Genomic DNA, 16,235 nt, shown 5'->3' with positions numbered 1-16,235 from the left:
GTACATGGGTTTCCCTTCATTAGTTATAAAGATAAAGACCGTAAGTTATTGCAGCTTGATCTCTTACTTGTTGCGGAAGAACATCAATTTACGGGGCTATATGGACAAAATCTGTCCACTTGTCAACGTAATTGCAGCCCCTATTATTGGCGCACTGAGTCGCCAAGAAGAGGCTGTCATGAAGCAGGTATTTGATGGATGTGTGAAAGTAATCGTCCCCTGTGGTTCATTGGGGGCGGGTGTGCGCGAAGAGGAAATTGCCTATGGGCTCGCAGCGGGTGCGCAAGTCATTGCCACTGACGCGGGTTCAACGGACAGCGGCGCGGCTTATCTTGCACTTGGCAAGTCGAAGAATAATCGAGGTGCGGTCAAGCGCGACCTGACTATTCTAATGAAGGCACAAGCGCAATCCGGTGTGCCGATTATTGTCGGGACTTCGGGGCAGGCGGGCGGTGATCTCAATCTGGATTGGACGCGAGACATTGCCTTGGAAATTGCCGGTGAGTTGGGCGTGTCGCCGAAGATCGCGCTCATTTATTGCGAGCAAGACAAGCAAACCATTAAAAAGCTGAACGCCGAGGGTCGTATCAAACCGCTGCCGCCCCACGGCGAGTTGGACGACGCGACAGTGGACGCATGTGAGCACATCGTCGCTGCGCTGGGGGTGGAGCCGTTCCTCGCCGCGCTGGACGGGGGCGCCGATATCATCTTGGCCGGTCGCTCGACCGACACTGCGGTCATCGGCTGTTATCCGATCTGGAAAGGCGCCCCATGGGGACCTTCCTGGCATGCCGGCAAGACCGGTGAATGCGGCGTGCAGTGCGCCGTCAACCCGACGCTCGGGTCGGGCATCCTGCTGAGTGTTGACGCGAACGGCTTCGAAGTCGAGCCGTTGAGCCTGGACAACCAGTGCACGCCCCATAGTGTTTCGGCCCATATGCTGTACGAAAACAGCGACCCGTTCCGGTTGTTGGAGCCGGGTGGGATCTTGAATGTGGCTCAGGCTCGCTACACCGATTTGAACGGACGCGCCGTTCGGGTAGAAGGTTCGCAGTGGGAGCCGATGCCGTACACCATGAAGTTGGAAGGCGCCGCAGCCGGTCTCTATCAGACGATCATGTTGGTGGGCATCCAGGACCCTGATGTGCTCAAGGATGTCGATGGTTTCCATGATCGGTTGCTCGACGCGCTTTATAAGAGAACGCGCCAGTCCATTCCATCCGAAGAATTGGGCGAGTTTCATATTTCCCTGCGCATGTATGGTTGGAATGGCGTGACCGGTGTCAAGCCCGCCGCCGGAACATTACCGCCACCGGAAATAGGCATGTTGTTTGTCGCAACTGCCGCCACTCAGGAAATGGCCAATACCATTGCCCAGGCATGTAACCCGTACTTTTTCCATTATCCCAGCGTCATGGGCAAAGAGTTGCCTTCCTATGGATTTGCCTTTACGCCGGCGGATATACCGCGTGGGCAGATATTCGAGTTCAAGTTGAATCACGTCGTGCAACTTGACGATCCCTTTGAGTTGGTCCGTTTGAAGTGGATTGATCTGTCGGACAAAACAATGCTTGTAAAGGAGCGTGCACAATGACCCAGTTGCGTGATGTCTGCCGGCATGTCCGGTCCAAACAAGCGGGGCCGTTCTGGATTACGTTCGATATCTTTTTCAACGGACGCGAGAACTTCGAGCGTTATTCCGATTGCGCGGCACTTTCCCCAGCGCAATTCGCGACGCTCTACGGCACCGATCCGCAACGGGTCAAGCGCATTGCGGTGCCGGATCTGGAAATGGTCAAGATCTCCTATCCCCGTGCGACGCCCCAGGGCGGAATGGTCGAGCGTGACATGCACGCCGGCCAGCAATACGTCCGTCTGCTGGATGTGATCGTCGACTGACGCCGCGCGCTGCTCGCGCTTCGCCTTGTGCGCCTCACGGACGAGGGCCGGCCCACCTGTTAAATCCGAGGTAATTATGACGGACTCGACCGTTGCGAGGCGCCTTGCGCAATACGCCCATCAATTGCGCAACCAACGCCTGCCCGACGACATCATCAAGCTGGTCCGCCAGCGTTTCATCGACAGCCTGGCGTGCATACTGGGCGCCTACGGGGCGGACCCGGTCAAGGCAGCCCTGTGTTATGCCGCCGCGAATACGGCGCAATCATCCAGCGTATTCGGCACGACCCTCAAGACGACGGCGGAAATCGCAGCCTTCGCCAACGGGCTGATGGTTCGTTTCCTGGACTACAACGATGGCTACATGGCCTTGGAGCCCGGCCATCCGAGTGACAACATCCCGGCCTGCCTGGCGGTGGCGCAAGCCGAGAACGCCACCGGGGCCGAGTTGATCTCGGCCATCGTCCTGGCCTATGAGATCCAGATGCGCTTGCAGGATGCTGCGAGCCTGAACAAGCGGGGCTGGGACCACGTCAACTACATCAACGTCGCGATGGCCGCAGCGGCGTCCAACCTGATGAAGCTGGACGAGGCGCAGACCGAGCAAGCAATCAATATCGCCTTGAGCGGGCACTTGGCGATGCGGCAAGTGCGCAGTGGGTCGTTGTCGGACTGGAAGGGCTGTTCCGCCGCCAATGCAGCTCGCAACGCGATTTTCGCAGCGCAGATGGCGCGCCATGGCATGACCGGGCCGTCGCCGATCTTCGAAGGCGATATGGGCTTCTTCAAGCAGGTCAGCGGGCCATTCGACCTGGATATTGGCCGCTTCGGTACGCCCGGCAACGGCGACTACGCCATACGACGTTCGCTGACCAAGACATTCCCCACCAATGGCGAACTGCACACAGCCGTCTGGGCCGCGCTTGATATCCGCACGCGAATTGACGGTGTGCAGGACATTGCTGCCATTTCAATCGAAACGTCCGAATTCAACCGTCGAGTGCTCGCCGATACCCCTGAGAAATGGTTACCCAGAACCCGCGAAACGGCTGATCACAGCCTGCCGTACAACGTCGCCCGGGCCTTGCTGGACGGTGACATCACGGTCGGCTCGTACGCTGCCGAGAAGATCGCCGACCCCGCGGCGATCGCGTTGATGGAGAAAACCAGTGTCGTCGAGGATCCGGCGCTGACCGCGCTGTTCCCACGACACCTTGCCAACCGTGTTCGCGTGACCCTCGTCTCGGGCGAGCAGGTCGTGAGCGAGATGATCACCGGACCCGGATCGGTCGAAACGCCGATGACCGATAGCGACTTCGAACAGAAGTTCCGGCGCATGGCGATGCCCCACATCGATGCATCGGCACAGGCCGCAGTGCTTGGGTTCGTGGCGGGGCTCGAGCATCAAACCGGATTCGAGTCGTTGTTTGCGGCGATGGCTGTCTCCTAGCGTTGCTGGCGCTCCATTGGCATAGCCCAAAAGAGCGCCCGAGGCGGCATCAGCGGCGTCCGGTAACGGCCGCCGTTGGCAACGTCCCGGTGTAGCGAGCGCGAGGCCGGCCCTCGTGGTGCTGGTTGTATTGCTCGCTGGCGTGGGCGATCCAGCCGATCGAGCGTCCTACGCCCCCCAATGAAATTTCTTGCCCGTGCAATCCCAGTTTCCTGCCGATGAAGCTCACCATGAGAATGAATTCCGGCGGGTACGCAACGAGCTCCGAGGCCACGGAAAAGGCCTTTTGCAGCTTGATGAATTCGCTGTCGCCATCGAAGGCAGCCGTCAACGCGGCCAGGAGATTGCTGGCGCGCGGGTCGTTGATCGAATGGACGTTGGGGCCGAATCCGACAATGTGCCCGTCCTGGTTGTAGCGCTGCAAGATCGGCCGCGTGGGGTCTACAGCGGTACAGATCTCTTCGATCATCCGGCTGGCGGCTTCATTCCTGCCGTACGCGACCTTGTGACCTCGCGCGGCGGCGAGCGCGGCGATGACCGCGTAGTACGGCGTGGCGCCGGTCGTGGCAGCGACGCGGACGCTGTGGGTGGTGTGGTCCAGTTCATGGTCGATACTGAGAATCAGCAGGCGCCGAATCAGATCGGCATGGGCCGGCGGGGCCCCGCATGACTGGGTGATGAATTCATGCAACGGCTGTGTGCTCGGTTCGGTCGCCCCCACGACCAACGCGGCAAACCACCTCACGACGTCGGCGCCTGTGCGGGCGTAACTGTCGGGGGACAGGTCGAATGCCTTGGGGTTTTCTCGCTGGACCAGAGGAAAAAGCGCGATGGCTTTTTCCTGGGCGGACATGTGCTCATAGATCTTCAACAGCTTGGCGCTGTCCTTCGGGGCGCGAGGCAGCGAGTCGCCGAACGCCGACGGCACCTGCCAGATCAGTTCGGCCACTTCTTCGACGGTTGCACGATCAGCGAGCTTGATGACGTCATGACCGCGATAAAACAGGCCGTCATCGGTGATCAGCGTAATTGCACTGTCCGACGGCGGCGAGCGCTTCGCCACGGGTTTCTCTGCCGCCGGGACCTTCACCAGTCGCTGGATATCCTCGGCCCAATAGCGACGCTTGGGCGTCCCGGCGATTTTGATGGAGCGGATATTCTTGCGGCTGACGTAGGCGTACAGCGTCGGCAGGCTGACCCGGAGCAGGGCGGCGGCCTCGTCTGCCGAGAGGTAAAGGCCTTCTTGTTCTGACATGACGAGCCCATTCAAGTTGATCGAAAGGCGTACATGTTTATTGGAAATGCCCTCATGTCGTCAATGTGTATTTAACGGACAAATTTCGCTCGGTGTTTTGATATGAACCACGGCTGATTAGCCCGATCGAGCGAGGATGTTGACGAAAAAAATCAAGATTTACAGCGTTTCACCCCCTATGTAGATTTCGGCTGCGCAAGAGTTATTCACATTGATTCTCGATGCATCGATAACAATAAAAACGAAAAGGTGAAACGCATGGCTTGGTTAGGTTTCGCAATGGTCGTCACGTTTATGGCCTTGATCATAAGCAAACGACTTTCTGCTGTGACGGCACTCATCCTCATTCCGGTTGCCTTCGGGCTGGCCAGTGGGGCGGGACCGGAACTGGGCGCGATGGTGATGAACGGCGTCAAGCAAGTTGCGCCCACCGCGTTGATGTTGATGTTTGCAATCCTGTATTTCGCGATCATGTTCGACGCCGGGCTCTTCGAACCCGCCGTCAGAACAATCCTGCGCCATGTAGGCAATGATCCTCTTAAAGTTGTGCTGGGTACGGCATTGTTGGCCACTGTCATCTCGTTCGACGGCGATGGCGCAACGACTGTCCTGATCGTAACGACTGCATTCCTGCCGCTTTACCTGCGTCTGGGGATCAATCCGCTGATTCTGGCATTGATGCTTTTGCTGACGAACACCGTGGTCAACCTGATTCCTTGGGGAGGGCCGATCGCCCGCGCCGCCAGTGCCCTTCACCTTGATGTGGCAGAGCTGTTCCTGGGGCTGGTGCCGACGATGTTCGTGGGGCTTGTCTATGCGTTTGCCGTGGCGTTCTGGATAGGCCGCAAGGAGCGGCGCCGCTTGGGATGGACGCCCGGTACGCGGGATGCCGCACCGGAGGATATCGCTTTACCGACCGTGCACTGCGAAACCCATCGGCCGAAGCTGTTCTGGGTCAACTTGGCGTTGACCGCCGGGCTCATGTACGCCATGGCCACAGGACTGGCACCTTTGCCGATGCTGATGATGGTGGGGTTTTCCCTGGCGCTGCTGATCAACTATCCGCGCCTGGCGGAGCAGAAGGCGAGAGTCGCCGCGCACTCGGAAAGTGTGCTGATGGTGATCGCGCTTATATTCGCCTCAGGAGCGTTTACCGGGATCTTGTCCGGCACCGGGATGGTCGATGCCATGTCGGGGACAATCGTCCAGTTGATTCCCGACGGCGGTGGGCAATACTTCGGCATCATTACCGCGCTGGTCGCCTTGCCGCTTAATTTCCTGCTGTCCAATGACGCGTTCTTCTTCGGTATCTTGCCGGTGCTGGGGGCGGCGGCGGCCGAATACGGCGTTGACCCGATGCACATCGCTCGCGCGTCGGTGCTGGGGCAACCGGTCCATGCATTAAGCCCATTGGTCGCAGCGGTCTATCTCATCAGCGGAATCATCAAGCGCGACATGGGCGATATGCAACGCTATTGCCTGCTCTGGGCGATAGGCAGCAGCCTTGTCCTGATTGTAACGGCTGTTATAACTCGAGTTATTTATTGATTAATTAGTTCGCTGCGCCGAAGTTCGAAGGACGCCCGTTCGCGTCTGCTCACGTCAAAATAAAAATAATAGATGAGGTGGTCGATGAAATCGATTAGCGCCGTCGCTATGACGTTGCTGTCAACATTGTTCGTGTCTGAAGTTTGCCACTCGGCAACCATCAGTAATCCTGACAGGTTCCAGCATGAAGGAAAGTTGAATGCTTATCTTCGTTCGGTCTATATCAATACGCGTATATCCAACGAGTTGATCGAGGACCGTTTTGGCGGTTTTCCGGACGGTGCCGAACTGGGTGGAACAGGCGTCGGTGCGATCCTCGATTACAACTCCAGTTATTGGGCTGGGGTTGTAGGGTTTGATGCTTCGCTATATGGCGTGGCGATGATCGATTCAAAAGATAATGGCCGGGACCTGTTCGATGACACCGACGGCACCAACGGCGGTTTCGCCAAGGTCGGACAGAGTTATTTCAAGCTGCGTCATGAAGGCACGGGCTGGAATGCCGACACCCAAGTAGGCCGGGGCCGCTTCGATGCGGGCACGTTGGTCACGCTGGACACCCGGATCGTTCCCGGCTCCTACCAGGGCGGCCGCGCCCACTTGAACTTCACCGAGATGGGGATCGGTCCGCTCCCCGGTACCTTGGGCTTTGAAACCGCCTATATCAACCGCACCTCGCCTCGGGACAGGGAAGAATTCGAACACTTGCTGAGCCAGACGGGCGAGGAAATCAAGGACTTGTATACCTACGGCATCAATTACGACTTGAAGGCCGTCGAGCTGGGCTACGCCCATGGGGTGGCGCGGGACTTCAATGAAAACACCCGCTACGGGCTGACACTGAAAGCGCCACTTGGCGATAAAGCCGGCGTGGTATTGGACACCCAATATTATGAGTTCCAAAAAGCCGGGCGAATCTGGGAACGTGATTGGGAGGCGGGTGAGGCGGCTTACGATGATGACGCGACCTGGTTGAATATCAACCTGGGTTTGTTGCTCGATAAACTTCGCCTGGGTGTTTCGTTTTCCGAGACGCATGCAAAGTTGAGTAACGGACAATTGGGCTATGCCTACTTCGATCACGGCGACAATGTCGACGGCAGGATGGATGCCTGGACACGCTCCGGCAATGATTTCAATAACGACGGTGAGCGCACCTGGCAAATAGGCGCCGAATATGACTTGAGCGGGCATTCTCTATTGGGGGCTTCGCTGGATGGTTTCAAAGTCATGACTATTTATAAGCAAGGCGAGTTTGACGCGACCGATCCGTTCAGCGGTCGGCGTACCGACGTGACGGAGCGGCAAAACGAATACCGTCTTTATTATCGTTTTGACGAAAAAGAATATGCCGGACTTTCCGTCGGACTGATTTATATCGATTACCGAATTGATCAGGACTTCGTCGCACTGGTCTCCGCTCAAGCCGATAACGTCGTCAGCGGATCGGAAGCGCGGGTGTACCTGGACTACGCATTTTGACTATTCAACCGTTCTATCGAGAGGCCCGTGATGTTTAAACCTCGCCATAAAATAGTGGTCACCCAGCGATTCTTCGACGCCATGGCGACCGAGTTCCTGAAGCGTCACGGCTGCGATGTCATCGTCGCGGACCTGGCGCCAGGGCAAGCGGATGGCGACCTGAGTGAACAGCAACTGATCGACATCTTGAAGGACGCCGACGGCTGGATCGTCGGGCACGCGAATATTACGTCCAGCCTGTTGGGCTCGCTCCCGCGCTTGCAGGTCATCGCCCGTCGCGGTGTGGGTTACGAACGGGTTGATACGGCGGCGGTGGAAGCGGCAGGAAAGGTCGCGACCATCGCCATCGGCGGCAATGACGCAAGCGTCGCCGACCACACCGTGGCATTGATGCTCGCCGTGTGCCGCCAACTCAAGCGCTGCCAATCGGGGTTGTCCGCAGGTGACTGGTCCATCCCCCTGGGCGGCGATTTGTACCGCAAGACGGTGGGTATCGTCGGGTTGGGGAGGATCGGTCGGGGCGTTATGCAGCGCTTGTCCGGGTTTGAAGTCCAGCCGCTGGTTTACACGCCAGATCGGCAAAAAGCGCTGCTCGATGGTATTCCCCAGGCTGCCTTCGTCGATCTGGAAACGCTGCTCAAGGAAAGTGACTTCGTCACGCTTCACGCGCCCCTCAACAGCCAAACCCAGGGGCTGATCGACGCGCACGCGCTGAAGCTGATGAAGCCTTCCGCGGTGCTGATCAACACCGCGAGGGGCGGGTTGGTGCGTGATGCGGATCTGCTCCGTGCGCTGCGGGAAAACCGGTTGGCGGGGGCGGGGCTCGATGTCTTTGAAAGTGAGTCGGACCCTGCGCTTTCAGCGGTGACCGAACAATTGATCCAACTGCCGAACGTCGTCGTGACGCCCCATGTCGGGGCCTCCACGGTCGAGGGTCTCAATCGCACCAATCTGGTTGCCGCCCAGTGTGCGGTGGCGGTGCTGGAGGAACGCAGCCCGCCCAGCCATTGCGTCATTGCGGACGGGCGTCGACCTGTCGGCGCGGATCAGAAGCCATGAGCCATCGCGAAAACCTCCCGGCGGACTCCCGCCCGCCGGTTCACCCCGACTTGCTGGCCGTGGCGACATCGCTGGGCGAACAAGGCCTGCTGCCGATTGTCCAGGGCGATGTGCAAAGCGTCCGGGCGCAGTTGGAACGGATCAATGCCTGGGCGGCGCAACGCAGCGTCCCACTGAGCTACGAGCGCACGTTGGGGTTTTCCGTTGACGGTCGGACGGTGCCGTGCAAGCTCTATTGGCCGGAGGGCGATGAGACGCCTTGCCTGATGTTCTACTGCCACGGCGGCGGATTTCGCCATGGCTCACTGGCCGGTTGGGATGCGCCGCTGCGACAGCTGGTTCGTGACAGTGGCATGGCGGTGCTCTCCATCGATTATGCGTTGTCGCCGGACTATCGCTTTCCGGTGGCGTTCAACGAGGTGGTGGCAATCGTCAGCCGTGTCATCAAGCTGGGGGCGATCACCGATTGCCCGGTGCGCGGCTACGCCTTGGGCGGCGATTCGGCAGGCGCCAACCTGGCCTTGGGGGCTGCGGTTGCATTGCGCGATTCGGGGATTGATGCGCTGCGGCAGTTGTTATTGTTCTATGGCAGCTTCTCGCGGGACATGAGCTCCGTTTCGTGGCAGCGGCTGGGTGGGTACGGAGGACAGAATCTGTCGGTCGAGACCATGAGCGCCTACTGGGCAAGCTACCTGGCCAATGACGAGGACGACTGGCGGGTTCAGCCAATCATTGCGGATCTGGCAGGGCTGCCACCGGTACGATTGGTGGTCGGCGAGCTGGACCCGTTGTTGGATGAAAATCGCGAACTGGCGCAGCGGCTGAGAGACGCAGGGGTGGCGACGACCCTGCGAGTCTTGCCGAACATGACTCACGGTTTTGTCCGTTTCAATGAAAGGGCGCCCGTCGCCCGCAGCGTCATTGCCGAGCAGGGCAGCGCCTTGCGTGCGGCGCTTTCCAGGGAGGCGAACCTCCCATGAAGCTTTTCCGAATCGTGGCCTTTGCCTGTGCCTGCCTAGGAGCATCCGTTGCCATGGCCGCCGGCACGCTGCCGGTCGGGCCTGCCGCAGGGGATACCGAGCTGTCGGCCTTCTATCGCGGGCCTGAGGCAATGCCCGCGTTGCCCGGCGTACTGCTGAGAAGCGAGGGCATGCCAGTGCAGGCACAGATGCCTGCTGCCGCGCAGGCGTTGCGCCTGCTCTACAGCTCACTCGACGAACGCTGGCACTCCGGCCTCGTTGCGGTCAGTGGCGCGTTGTACCTGCCAATGGGCAAGCCCCCCGCCGACGGCTGGCCGCTGCTGGCCTGGGCCCACGGCACGCTGGGGATCGCCGACGCGTGCGCGCCTTCCTGGACGGGGCTGCGCGAGCGTGACGCAGCGTATATCAATCGCTGGCTGGCGCATGGCTTTGCTGTGGTCGTGACCGACTACCAAGGCCTGGGCGGGCCGGGACCGCATCCTTATACGTTCTGGCAAGCCGAGGGACGCTCCGTCCTCGACTCGATTCGCGCAGCCCGCGCCATCCGGCCAGGGCTGATTGCCAATCGCACGTTCCTCGCCGGTCAATCCCAGGGCGGCGGAGCGGCGTTGGGCGCGGCCATCCTTGCCACAAGCTACGCGCCGGAGCTGCCTATCCTGGGCGCGCTGCTGACGGCGCCGAACAGCACCTTTCCCCAAGGCCCCATTTCGCTGCCACCGCGCCAGTCCAACACCGTGTTCCTGGCGCTGGCGTCCGGCGGACTACGCGACGACGGACCGCGAGTAGAAGACATCCTGACCGCCAAGGGCCTTCAGTTGCTGGAGGCCGCCCGGCAGGGCTGTACCCGTGACATCGCGCTCAAGTCCAAGGCATTGCAGATCAGTTCGTTTGCCGAGCTGCTGACCGTCCCCCCAGAGACGCTGAACGCCCTTCGTATCCCGACCACCGACATGCCGCAGGCATCCATCGCCTTCCCGCTGTTCATCGCCAGCGGCCAGGCTGATCGGACGATCACCCCGGAGCGGCAGTACGCGGTTGCAGCGGCGTTGTGCGCCGTCGGCAACGCAGTCACTTGGCGCACGTATGAGGGCCTGGGGCACGACGGGGTACTGCATGGTTCGCTGGAAGATGCCTTCGCCTTCGTAAGGGCTCGGCTTGACGGACAGGACTTCGGCTCGAATTGCGCAACCCTGCAAAGACCCGGTCCGCCCGGTGAACGAGACGAGGGAGCGCTGTTCAACGATGACTGAGTACTGGGCAGACCCTAGGTAGCGGTTTGTCCGGGCTGGCCTCATCGCGAAGCCGTCCCGATGCAACGATTGCCAGGCCACGGCCTCATATGAGTCATAAGCGGCACCTTCAATGGTAAGGGCCGGTCTGATTTTTTCCTTATGACGGGTGATTGTTTCCATGACGATGGCTGAGAAAAATCATGTCGACTGGCTGGTCGAACAATCGATGCTCAAGGCTGCGAGGCAGCGGGCCAAGCTTTATTCTGGGCAAGGGCGCCTGTGGCAGCAGCCCTTCGCACACACCCGGCCTCGCGACGCCTCGGCGCTGTCCTCGGTGTGGTTCACTGCTTACCCGGCCTCCATCGTCACCCGGGAGGAGGGTACGGTGCTGGAAGCGCTGGGGGATGAAACCCTGTGGCATGCGCTGTCGAAAATCGGCATCCAGGGCATCCACAACGGCCCTTTGAAAAGGTCCGGTGGCCTGCGCGGCACTGACTTTACGCCGACGATCGACGGCAACTTCGACCGCATCAGCTTCGACATCGACCCGGAACTCGGCACCGAAGCCCAGCTACAGGCATTGACGCGCATGGCCGCCGCGCACAATGCGGTGGTCATCGACGATGTCATCCCGTCCCACACTGGCAAGGGCGCGGACTTTCGCCTGGCGGAGATGGGCTATGAAGATTATCCGGGGCTCTACCACATGGTAGAGATCCGCGAGGAAGACTGGCCGCTACTGCCGGATGTCGGGGAGGGGCGCGACGCACAGAACCTCACCGCCCAGCAGGTGGACGCCCTGCGGGACAAGCATTACATCGTCGGCCAGTTGCAGCGGGTGATTTTCTTCGAACCCGGGGTCAAGGAAACCGACTGGAGCGCAACGCCCGTGGTCATGGGCGTGGACGGCAAGCCGCGGCGTTGGGTCTACCTGCATTACTTCAAGGAGGGCCAGCCGTCACTGAACTGGCTTGACCCTACTTTTGCCGCGCAACAGATGATCATCGGCGATGCGCTGCACGCCATAGATTGCATGGGGGCGAAGATCCTGCGCCTGGACGCCAACGGTTTCCTCGGCGTGGAACGCAAGCTCGATGGCACCGCCTGGTCCGAGAGTCACCCGTTGTCGATTACCGGTAACCAGTTGTTGGGCGGAGCGATTCGCAAGGCCGGCGGTTTCAGTTTCCAGGAATTGAACCTGACCTTGGACGACATTGCCGCCATGTCCCACGGCGGGGCGGACCTGTCCTATGACTTCATCACGCGCCCGGCCTATCAGCATGCGTTGCTGATGGGCGACACCGAATTCCTGCGGCTGATGCTGCGCCAAATGCATGCCTTTGGCATCGATCCGGGATCGTTGATCCATGCATTGCAAAATCACGACGAATTGACCCTGGAACTGGTGCATTTCTGGACGCTGCACGCCCACGACACCTACCTGTACCAAGGCCAGACCTTTCCCGGCAGCATCTTGCGCGAGCACATTCGCGAGCAGATGTACGAGCGCCTCTCCGGTGAACACGCACCTTACAACCTGAGGTTTGTGACCAACGGCGTGTCCTGCACCACGGCCAGTATCATCACCGCCGCGTTGGGCATTCGCGATCTCGATGCCATCACCGCCGCCGATATCCAGCAGATTCGCCAGGTCCATCTGTTGCTGGTGATGTTCAACGCCATGCAGCCGGGCGTGTTCGCCTTGTCGGGCTGGGATCTGGTGGGAGCGTTGCCGCTGCCGGCGGAGCAGGTCGAACACCTTATGCGCGACGGCGACACGCGCTGGATTCATCGCGGTGCCTATGACTTGGTAGACCTTAATCCGGAAGCGCCGCTGTCGGCTGGGCAGATGCCCAGGGCAAGGACCTTGTATGGCAGCCTGCCGAGTCAATTGAAGGATCCGGATTCGTTCGCCTCACAACTGCGCAGGATCCTGGCGGCACGCCGAGCCTACGACATCGCCGCGAGCCGGCAGATACTGATTCCGGACGTCGAGCATCCGGGATTGCTGATCATGGTCCATGAACTGCCGGCCGGCAAAGGCACGCAAATCACCGCGCTGAATTTCGGCTCGACGCCCATCACTGAAACCCTGCATCTGCCGGATATCGCACCCGGGCCTGTGGTGGACATCATCAATGAGCGGGTCGAAGGGGATCTCACCCCCGAGGGTGAGTTCACCATCACGCTGGATGCGTTCGAGGGGTTGGCGCTGCGGGTGGTGAGCAGTTCGCCGATGATCTAGAAGGAACGAGGCGAAAAAGCGTATGAAAAATAAAAGGAATTGAAAAAAACAATATCAGCATGCCACTATTGTTAATGCCGTCGCTGCCGATACAGGCAGCGTCGATTTTAATCATAGGGACTTGATACATGTCTTTGCATACGCTTCGCACCCTCGCAACACTTACCGTTCTTGCCTGCCTGACGCTCACCGGCTGCGCCCACGTTCAGCCTCCCGTACCCCTGGATCATCAGTTCTGGGACGCCAAGGAGCCAACCATCGGCGTGGCGATCAACGTGGTGCCTGAGCCGGTGCTGGCGCTGACCGGCAACCAGGGGCTCCTGGACCTGGCCATCAATAAAGGCGTGAACAGCAAACTCAGCGATAACGTCGAAAAATGGGAAGTGCGCGACCTCAATACCCTACCGGACGCCATCGTCGCCAAGCTGCAGGCCAAGGGCTACAAGGCCAAGCGCATCGACGAGCCGGTTGATCTGACAAAATATAAGGAAGTCAGCTTTCGCGAAGGCTACACCACGCGTGACCTGACACCGATCAAGGCCACCTACGGTGTCGATCGCCTCCTGCTGGTGAACGTGATGGGAACCGGCGCTACCCGCAGCTATTACAGCATCGTGCCGACCAGCGTCCCCATGGCGCAGGTGGGCGGGCAGGGCATGGTGGTCGATCTGGCCGACAACAGGCTCCTGTGGTTCAAGCCGTTTTCCGTCGTGCAGGCCGCCCAGGGCGAGTGGGATGAACCGAACTATACGAACCTGACCAACGCTTTTTACCAGGCGATGGACACGAGCCGCCAGCAAATGATCACGCCGTTCGAACAATGAACCCTGTGTGGATGGTGGCCGGTTCGCTGGCTGTGCTGATGCTGGTGGGATGCGCGCAGAAGCCGGCCCCACCGGCCGGTTTCAAGACGCCGGACGCGGTGTCCTATGTCCAGGCCCACGGGGTCAAGGTGGACCTGCAACTGCCCCAGGCGTTTGTCGGGGCCAGTACGGTCGTGGATGCCGAGGCCGCGCAGAAGGCTGCGTCGTCAAGCCATAACCTGGTCGCCAGTTCCGGCAACAGCGCGGGGCTTGCCGGCCTGCTGGTCGCCAGCCTGATCAACACCCAGATGGGCAGCGGCAGCTTGCAGCGCGATGCGCAGAACACCGCCGCCAAGGAATCAAAACCGCTGGCGGACCTGCTGGCCGGCGTGCCATTGCAGGAGCGTCTCCAGCAGCGTTTCCAACAGGCATCGTTGGCGGCCGGCCTCAAGCAAGGCGCGGGCGATATCAGCGCCCGCCTGGTGGTCGAGCCCAAACTGATGCTCACGCCTGACCGTGGCAGCTTCGTGCTGGTCAATCAGGTGCAGGTCCAGGACATCGCCGGTTCCGCGTTGTATCGCATGCGCATCGAGGTTTCCAGCCAGCCGATCAGGCGCTGTGGCAAACGCTGTATCGACGACGGCTCGCTGGACCTGGCGCAAGTGACGACGGCACTCGACGAGTGCATCGACGAGTCGATGCGAGTGCTGGCGACCGACCTGATGCTGCCGGCGCCACCGGAGGCGGCCCAGGAAACCCTGCGCTATGTGCTGGATGGTCAACGCGTGGTCGAGCGCGGCTACCAACTGGTGAGTCATGGAAATTACTGGCGCTATCGCAACCTCTACGGTGCGGTGAAGTCGGTACCGGTGCCGTTCGAAGATGCGTTGACCCAAGAGCAGTTGCGCAAGGTCTATGGTCGCTGAGCATCAACGTTGGCCCATCCAATACCGGGTGACGCCACCTTCGGTTCCCTGCACCGGATCCCGATCCGGAAACGGCAACGCCTCGATGTTCGCCAACTGCGCCTCGCTCGGCGCTTCCCGGCAGATATCGGCCTGCTGGCCGGGTGGATACGCGCCGACCACCAGGAAATCATCGCTTGCGCCCAGGTTGCAATGCCCGGTGCCGGCGGGGAGCAGCAGTACATCGCCAGCCTTGACCTCGATGACTTGGCCGTCGGGGCCACCGATCATCAAGCGCGCCTCGCCACTGGTAACACCCAGCACTTCGTGGCCTTCGGTGTGGTAGTGGTGGAAGTCGTAGATCCCGTAGCGCCATTGCGGTGGCCAGCCGTTGGTAAAAAAAAGCTCCTCCAGGCGGGCGGCCAGATCATCGGTCTGGGTCGCAACCGCATCACAGTAGATGATTACCGGCAGGCGCGGGTTGTTGGGCACCCAATCGTTGCGTTCCAGCAACAGGGTCTGGATTGAATCCAGGACGGCGTTGCGCGTGTTCATCGAAGGACCTCCACGTCTGTGCACTTATGGCCTAGACGTTGCCTTCGACGGGAGAGTTCAACGCTGCGGACCACCGTCCCTGATCAACGCTTTTCCTTCATGATCCGCTCCACCTCGCCCGAAGCCTTGAGTTGCTCGAAAGCGCGTTGGGCCTTGGCGACGGTCTCGTCCGGCGTGCCCAGGCTGAAGGCCAGGTAGACCCGGTGGGGCTGCTCGTCCAGCGAGTAGACTTCCTCCAGCAGATTGAAGTCCATCTGGGCGTCCTGGCTCATCAGGCGTGCGGTGTTCTCCGGCATGGGCACCAGCTGGACCTGGCGGTTCAACAGTTTCTGAAAGTTGTCGTGATTGTTCGCCGACACGACCAGTCGGCTGAAGCCACGATCTTGCAGATAGATCTGCTTGGCGTCATTGCGTATCACGCCGATGCTGTACTGCTTGGCTTCTTCGAGGCTGGCGATGGAGATGGGCGCCGTTTCACGCAGCTTGTAGAGTCGGCTGGTGGAGCGATGGATTTCACCGACCCACTTGAACAGCTGTTCACGGGCCGGGGTGCGATCCAGCGGAAAGATCAGTACGTTGGGCTCGCGCAACGCCATTTCATAGGCCCGCGCCCAGGGGTACAACGCCATGTGGGAGTCGCCGAGGTCGGCCTGCTTCAAGATTTCGGCGGCGATATGGATACCGGGGCCGGCCAGCTTATCGTCGCGCAGATAGGCGTACAACGAGTCCTCGGTCACGACTTCGATGGTGTCCGCCTGGCTTGGAAAACTGATCAAGGCCAGGAACACCCAGGAGCAAAGCATCGGAAAGTGGCGCATACAG

The 16,235-nt window shown here is 60.2% G+C and carries 14 protein-coding genes; 11 read left to right on the top strand and 3 right to left on the bottom strand.

Annotation, left to right across the window (positions count from 1 at the left end; all coding sequences use genetic code 11):
- Positions 1-178: 178 nt before the first annotated feature.
- From J3P79_RS14890 to J3P79_RS14880, 3 genes are all read left to right on the top strand, one after another.
- The gene (locus J3P79_RS14890) at positions 179-1,594 is read left to right on the top strand and encodes an acyclic terpene utilization AtuA family protein (protein ID WP_434603660.1); all 1,416 of its coding nucleotides are present in this window, start codon (positions 179-181) and stop codon (positions 1,592-1,594) included.
- The gene (locus J3P79_RS14885) at positions 1,591-1,899 is read left to right on the top strand and encodes a DUF4387 domain-containing protein (protein ID WP_434603658.1); all 309 of its coding nucleotides are present in this window, start codon (positions 1,591-1,593) and stop codon (positions 1,897-1,899) included. Before J3P79_RS14890 ends, J3P79_RS14885 begins: the two co-directional genes overlap by 4 nt.
- Positions 1,900-1,975: 76 nt before the next feature.
- Complete coding sequence (locus tag J3P79_RS14880) at positions 1,976-3,349, top strand: MmgE/PrpD family protein (RefSeq protein WP_434603656.1); 1,374 nt, start codon at positions 1,976-1,978, stop codon at positions 3,347-3,349.
- A 49-nt stretch (positions 3,350-3,398) separates the two neighbouring features.
- On the opposite strand, the gene J3P79_RS14875 is transcribed toward J3P79_RS14880, so the two are convergent.
- On the bottom strand, positions 3,399-4,604 hold the full coding sequence (locus J3P79_RS14875) for a citrate synthase (RefSeq protein WP_434603654.1): 1,206 nt from the start codon (positions 4,602-4,604) through the stop codon (positions 3,399-3,401).
- Between the two features lie 258 nt (positions 4,605-4,862).
- On the opposite strand from J3P79_RS14875, the gene J3P79_RS14870 reads away from it, so the two are divergent.
- From J3P79_RS14870 to J3P79_RS14835, 8 genes are all read left to right on the top strand, one after another.
- The gene (locus J3P79_RS14870; RefSeq protein ID WP_434603652.1) at positions 4,863-6,152 is read left to right on the top strand and encodes a CitMHS family transporter; all 1,290 of its coding nucleotides are present in this window, start codon (positions 4,863-4,865) and stop codon (positions 6,150-6,152) included.
- A gap of 84 nt (positions 6,153-6,236) precedes the next feature.
- Positions 6,237-7,634, top strand: coding sequence for an OprD family outer membrane porin (locus J3P79_RS14865; protein WP_434603650.1), 1,398 nt, complete (start codon positions 6,237-6,239; stop codon positions 7,632-7,634).
- 30 nt (positions 7,635-7,664) lie between these two features.
- Positions 7,665-8,693 (top strand): phosphoglycerate dehydrogenase, encoded by a 1,029-nt coding sequence (locus J3P79_RS14860; protein WP_434603648.1) that lies wholly within the window; start codon positions 7,665-7,667, stop codon positions 8,691-8,693.
- Positions 8,690-9,673, top strand: a complete 984-nt coding sequence (locus J3P79_RS14855; RefSeq protein ID WP_434603646.1) for an alpha/beta hydrolase fold domain-containing protein — start codon at positions 8,690-8,692, stop codon at positions 9,671-9,673. The genes J3P79_RS14860 and J3P79_RS14855 overlap by 4 nt, the downstream gene beginning before the upstream one ends.
- Positions 9,670-10,923: an alpha/beta fold hydrolase gene (locus J3P79_RS14850; RefSeq protein ID WP_434603644.1), complete on the top strand. Its 1,254-nt coding sequence runs from the start codon at positions 9,670-9,672 to the stop codon at positions 10,921-10,923. The genes J3P79_RS14855 and J3P79_RS14850 overlap by 4 nt, the downstream gene beginning before the upstream one ends.
- Positions 10,924-11,083: 160 nt before the next feature.
- Positions 11,084-13,150, top strand: coding sequence for a maltose alpha-D-glucosyltransferase (gene treS / locus J3P79_RS14845; RefSeq protein ID WP_434603642.1), 2,067 nt, complete (start codon positions 11,084-11,086; stop codon positions 13,148-13,150).
- 128 nt (positions 13,151-13,278) lie between these two features.
- Positions 13,279-13,974 (top strand): hypothetical protein, encoded by a 696-nt coding sequence (locus J3P79_RS14840; RefSeq protein ID WP_434603640.1) that lies wholly within the window; start codon positions 13,279-13,281, stop codon positions 13,972-13,974.
- Positions 13,971-14,879, top strand: coding sequence for a hypothetical protein (locus J3P79_RS14835; protein WP_434603638.1), 909 nt, complete (start codon positions 13,971-13,973; stop codon positions 14,877-14,879). The genes J3P79_RS14840 and J3P79_RS14835 overlap by 4 nt, the downstream gene beginning before the upstream one ends.
- A 3-nt stretch (positions 14,880-14,882) precedes the next feature.
- Here J3P79_RS14835 and J3P79_RS14830 read toward each other — a convergent pair whose 3' ends face one another.
- Both J3P79_RS14830 and J3P79_RS14825 read right to left on the bottom strand, forming a co-directional pair.
- Positions 14,883-15,413, bottom strand: a complete 531-nt coding sequence (locus J3P79_RS14830; RefSeq protein WP_434603636.1) for a cupin domain-containing protein — start codon at positions 15,411-15,413, stop codon at positions 14,883-14,885.
- Positions 15,414-15,496: 83 nt separating this feature from the next.
- Entirely contained in the window at positions 15,497-16,231 is a 735-nt protein-coding gene (locus tag J3P79_RS14825) for a substrate-binding periplasmic protein (RefSeq protein ID WP_434603634.1), read from the bottom strand.
- Between the last annotated feature and the right edge of the window lie 4 nt (positions 16,232-16,235).

It is taken from the genome of Pseudomonas sp. R1-7, from assembly GCF_051132105.1.
Lineage (GTDB): Bacteria > Pseudomonadota > Gammaproteobacteria > Pseudomonadales > Pseudomonadaceae > Aquipseudomonas.
Note: the sequence above shows the minus strand (reverse complement) of the source record. Positions and strands in the feature narration are given on the sequence as shown.

Coding starts and splice junctions, on each gene's coding strand:
- J3P79_RS14890 (WP_434603660.1), top strand. CDS start 179: ATGAAGCAGGTATTTGATGGATGTGTGAAAGTAATCGTCCCCTGTGGT.
- J3P79_RS14885 (WP_434603658.1), top strand. CDS start 1,591: ATGACCCAGTTGCGTGATGTCTGCCGGCATGTCCGGTCCAAACAAGCG.
- J3P79_RS14880 (WP_434603656.1), top strand. CDS start 1,976: ATGACGGACTCGACCGTTGCGAGGCGCCTTGCGCAATACGCCCATCAA.
- J3P79_RS14875 (WP_434603654.1), bottom strand. CDS start 4,604: ATGTCAGAACAAGAAGGCCTTTACCTCTCGGCAGACGAGGCCGCCGCC.
- J3P79_RS14870 (WP_434603652.1), top strand. CDS start 4,863: ATGGCTTGGTTAGGTTTCGCAATGGTCGTCACGTTTATGGCCTTGATC.
- J3P79_RS14865 (WP_434603650.1), top strand. CDS start 6,237: ATGAAATCGATTAGCGCCGTCGCTATGACGTTGCTGTCAACATTGTTC.
- J3P79_RS14860 (WP_434603648.1), top strand. CDS start 7,665: ATGTTTAAACCTCGCCATAAAATAGTGGTCACCCAGCGATTCTTCGAC.
- J3P79_RS14855 (WP_434603646.1), top strand. CDS start 8,690: ATGAGCCATCGCGAAAACCTCCCGGCGGACTCCCGCCCGCCGGTTCAC.
- J3P79_RS14850 (WP_434603644.1), top strand. CDS start 9,670: ATGAAGCTTTTCCGAATCGTGGCCTTTGCCTGTGCCTGCCTAGGAGCA.
- treS (WP_434603642.1), top strand. CDS start 11,084: ATGACGATGGCTGAGAAAAATCATGTCGACTGGCTGGTCGAACAATCG.
- J3P79_RS14840 (WP_434603640.1), top strand. CDS start 13,279: ATGTCTTTGCATACGCTTCGCACCCTCGCAACACTTACCGTTCTTGCC.
- J3P79_RS14835 (WP_434603638.1), top strand. CDS start 13,971: ATGAACCCTGTGTGGATGGTGGCCGGTTCGCTGGCTGTGCTGATGCTG.
- J3P79_RS14830 (WP_434603636.1), bottom strand. CDS start 15,413: ATGAACACGCGCAACGCCGTCCTGGATTCAATCCAGACCCTGTTGCTG.
- J3P79_RS14825 (WP_434603634.1), bottom strand. CDS start 16,231: ATGCGCCACTTTCCGATGCTTTGCTCCTGGGTGTTCCTGGCCTTGATC.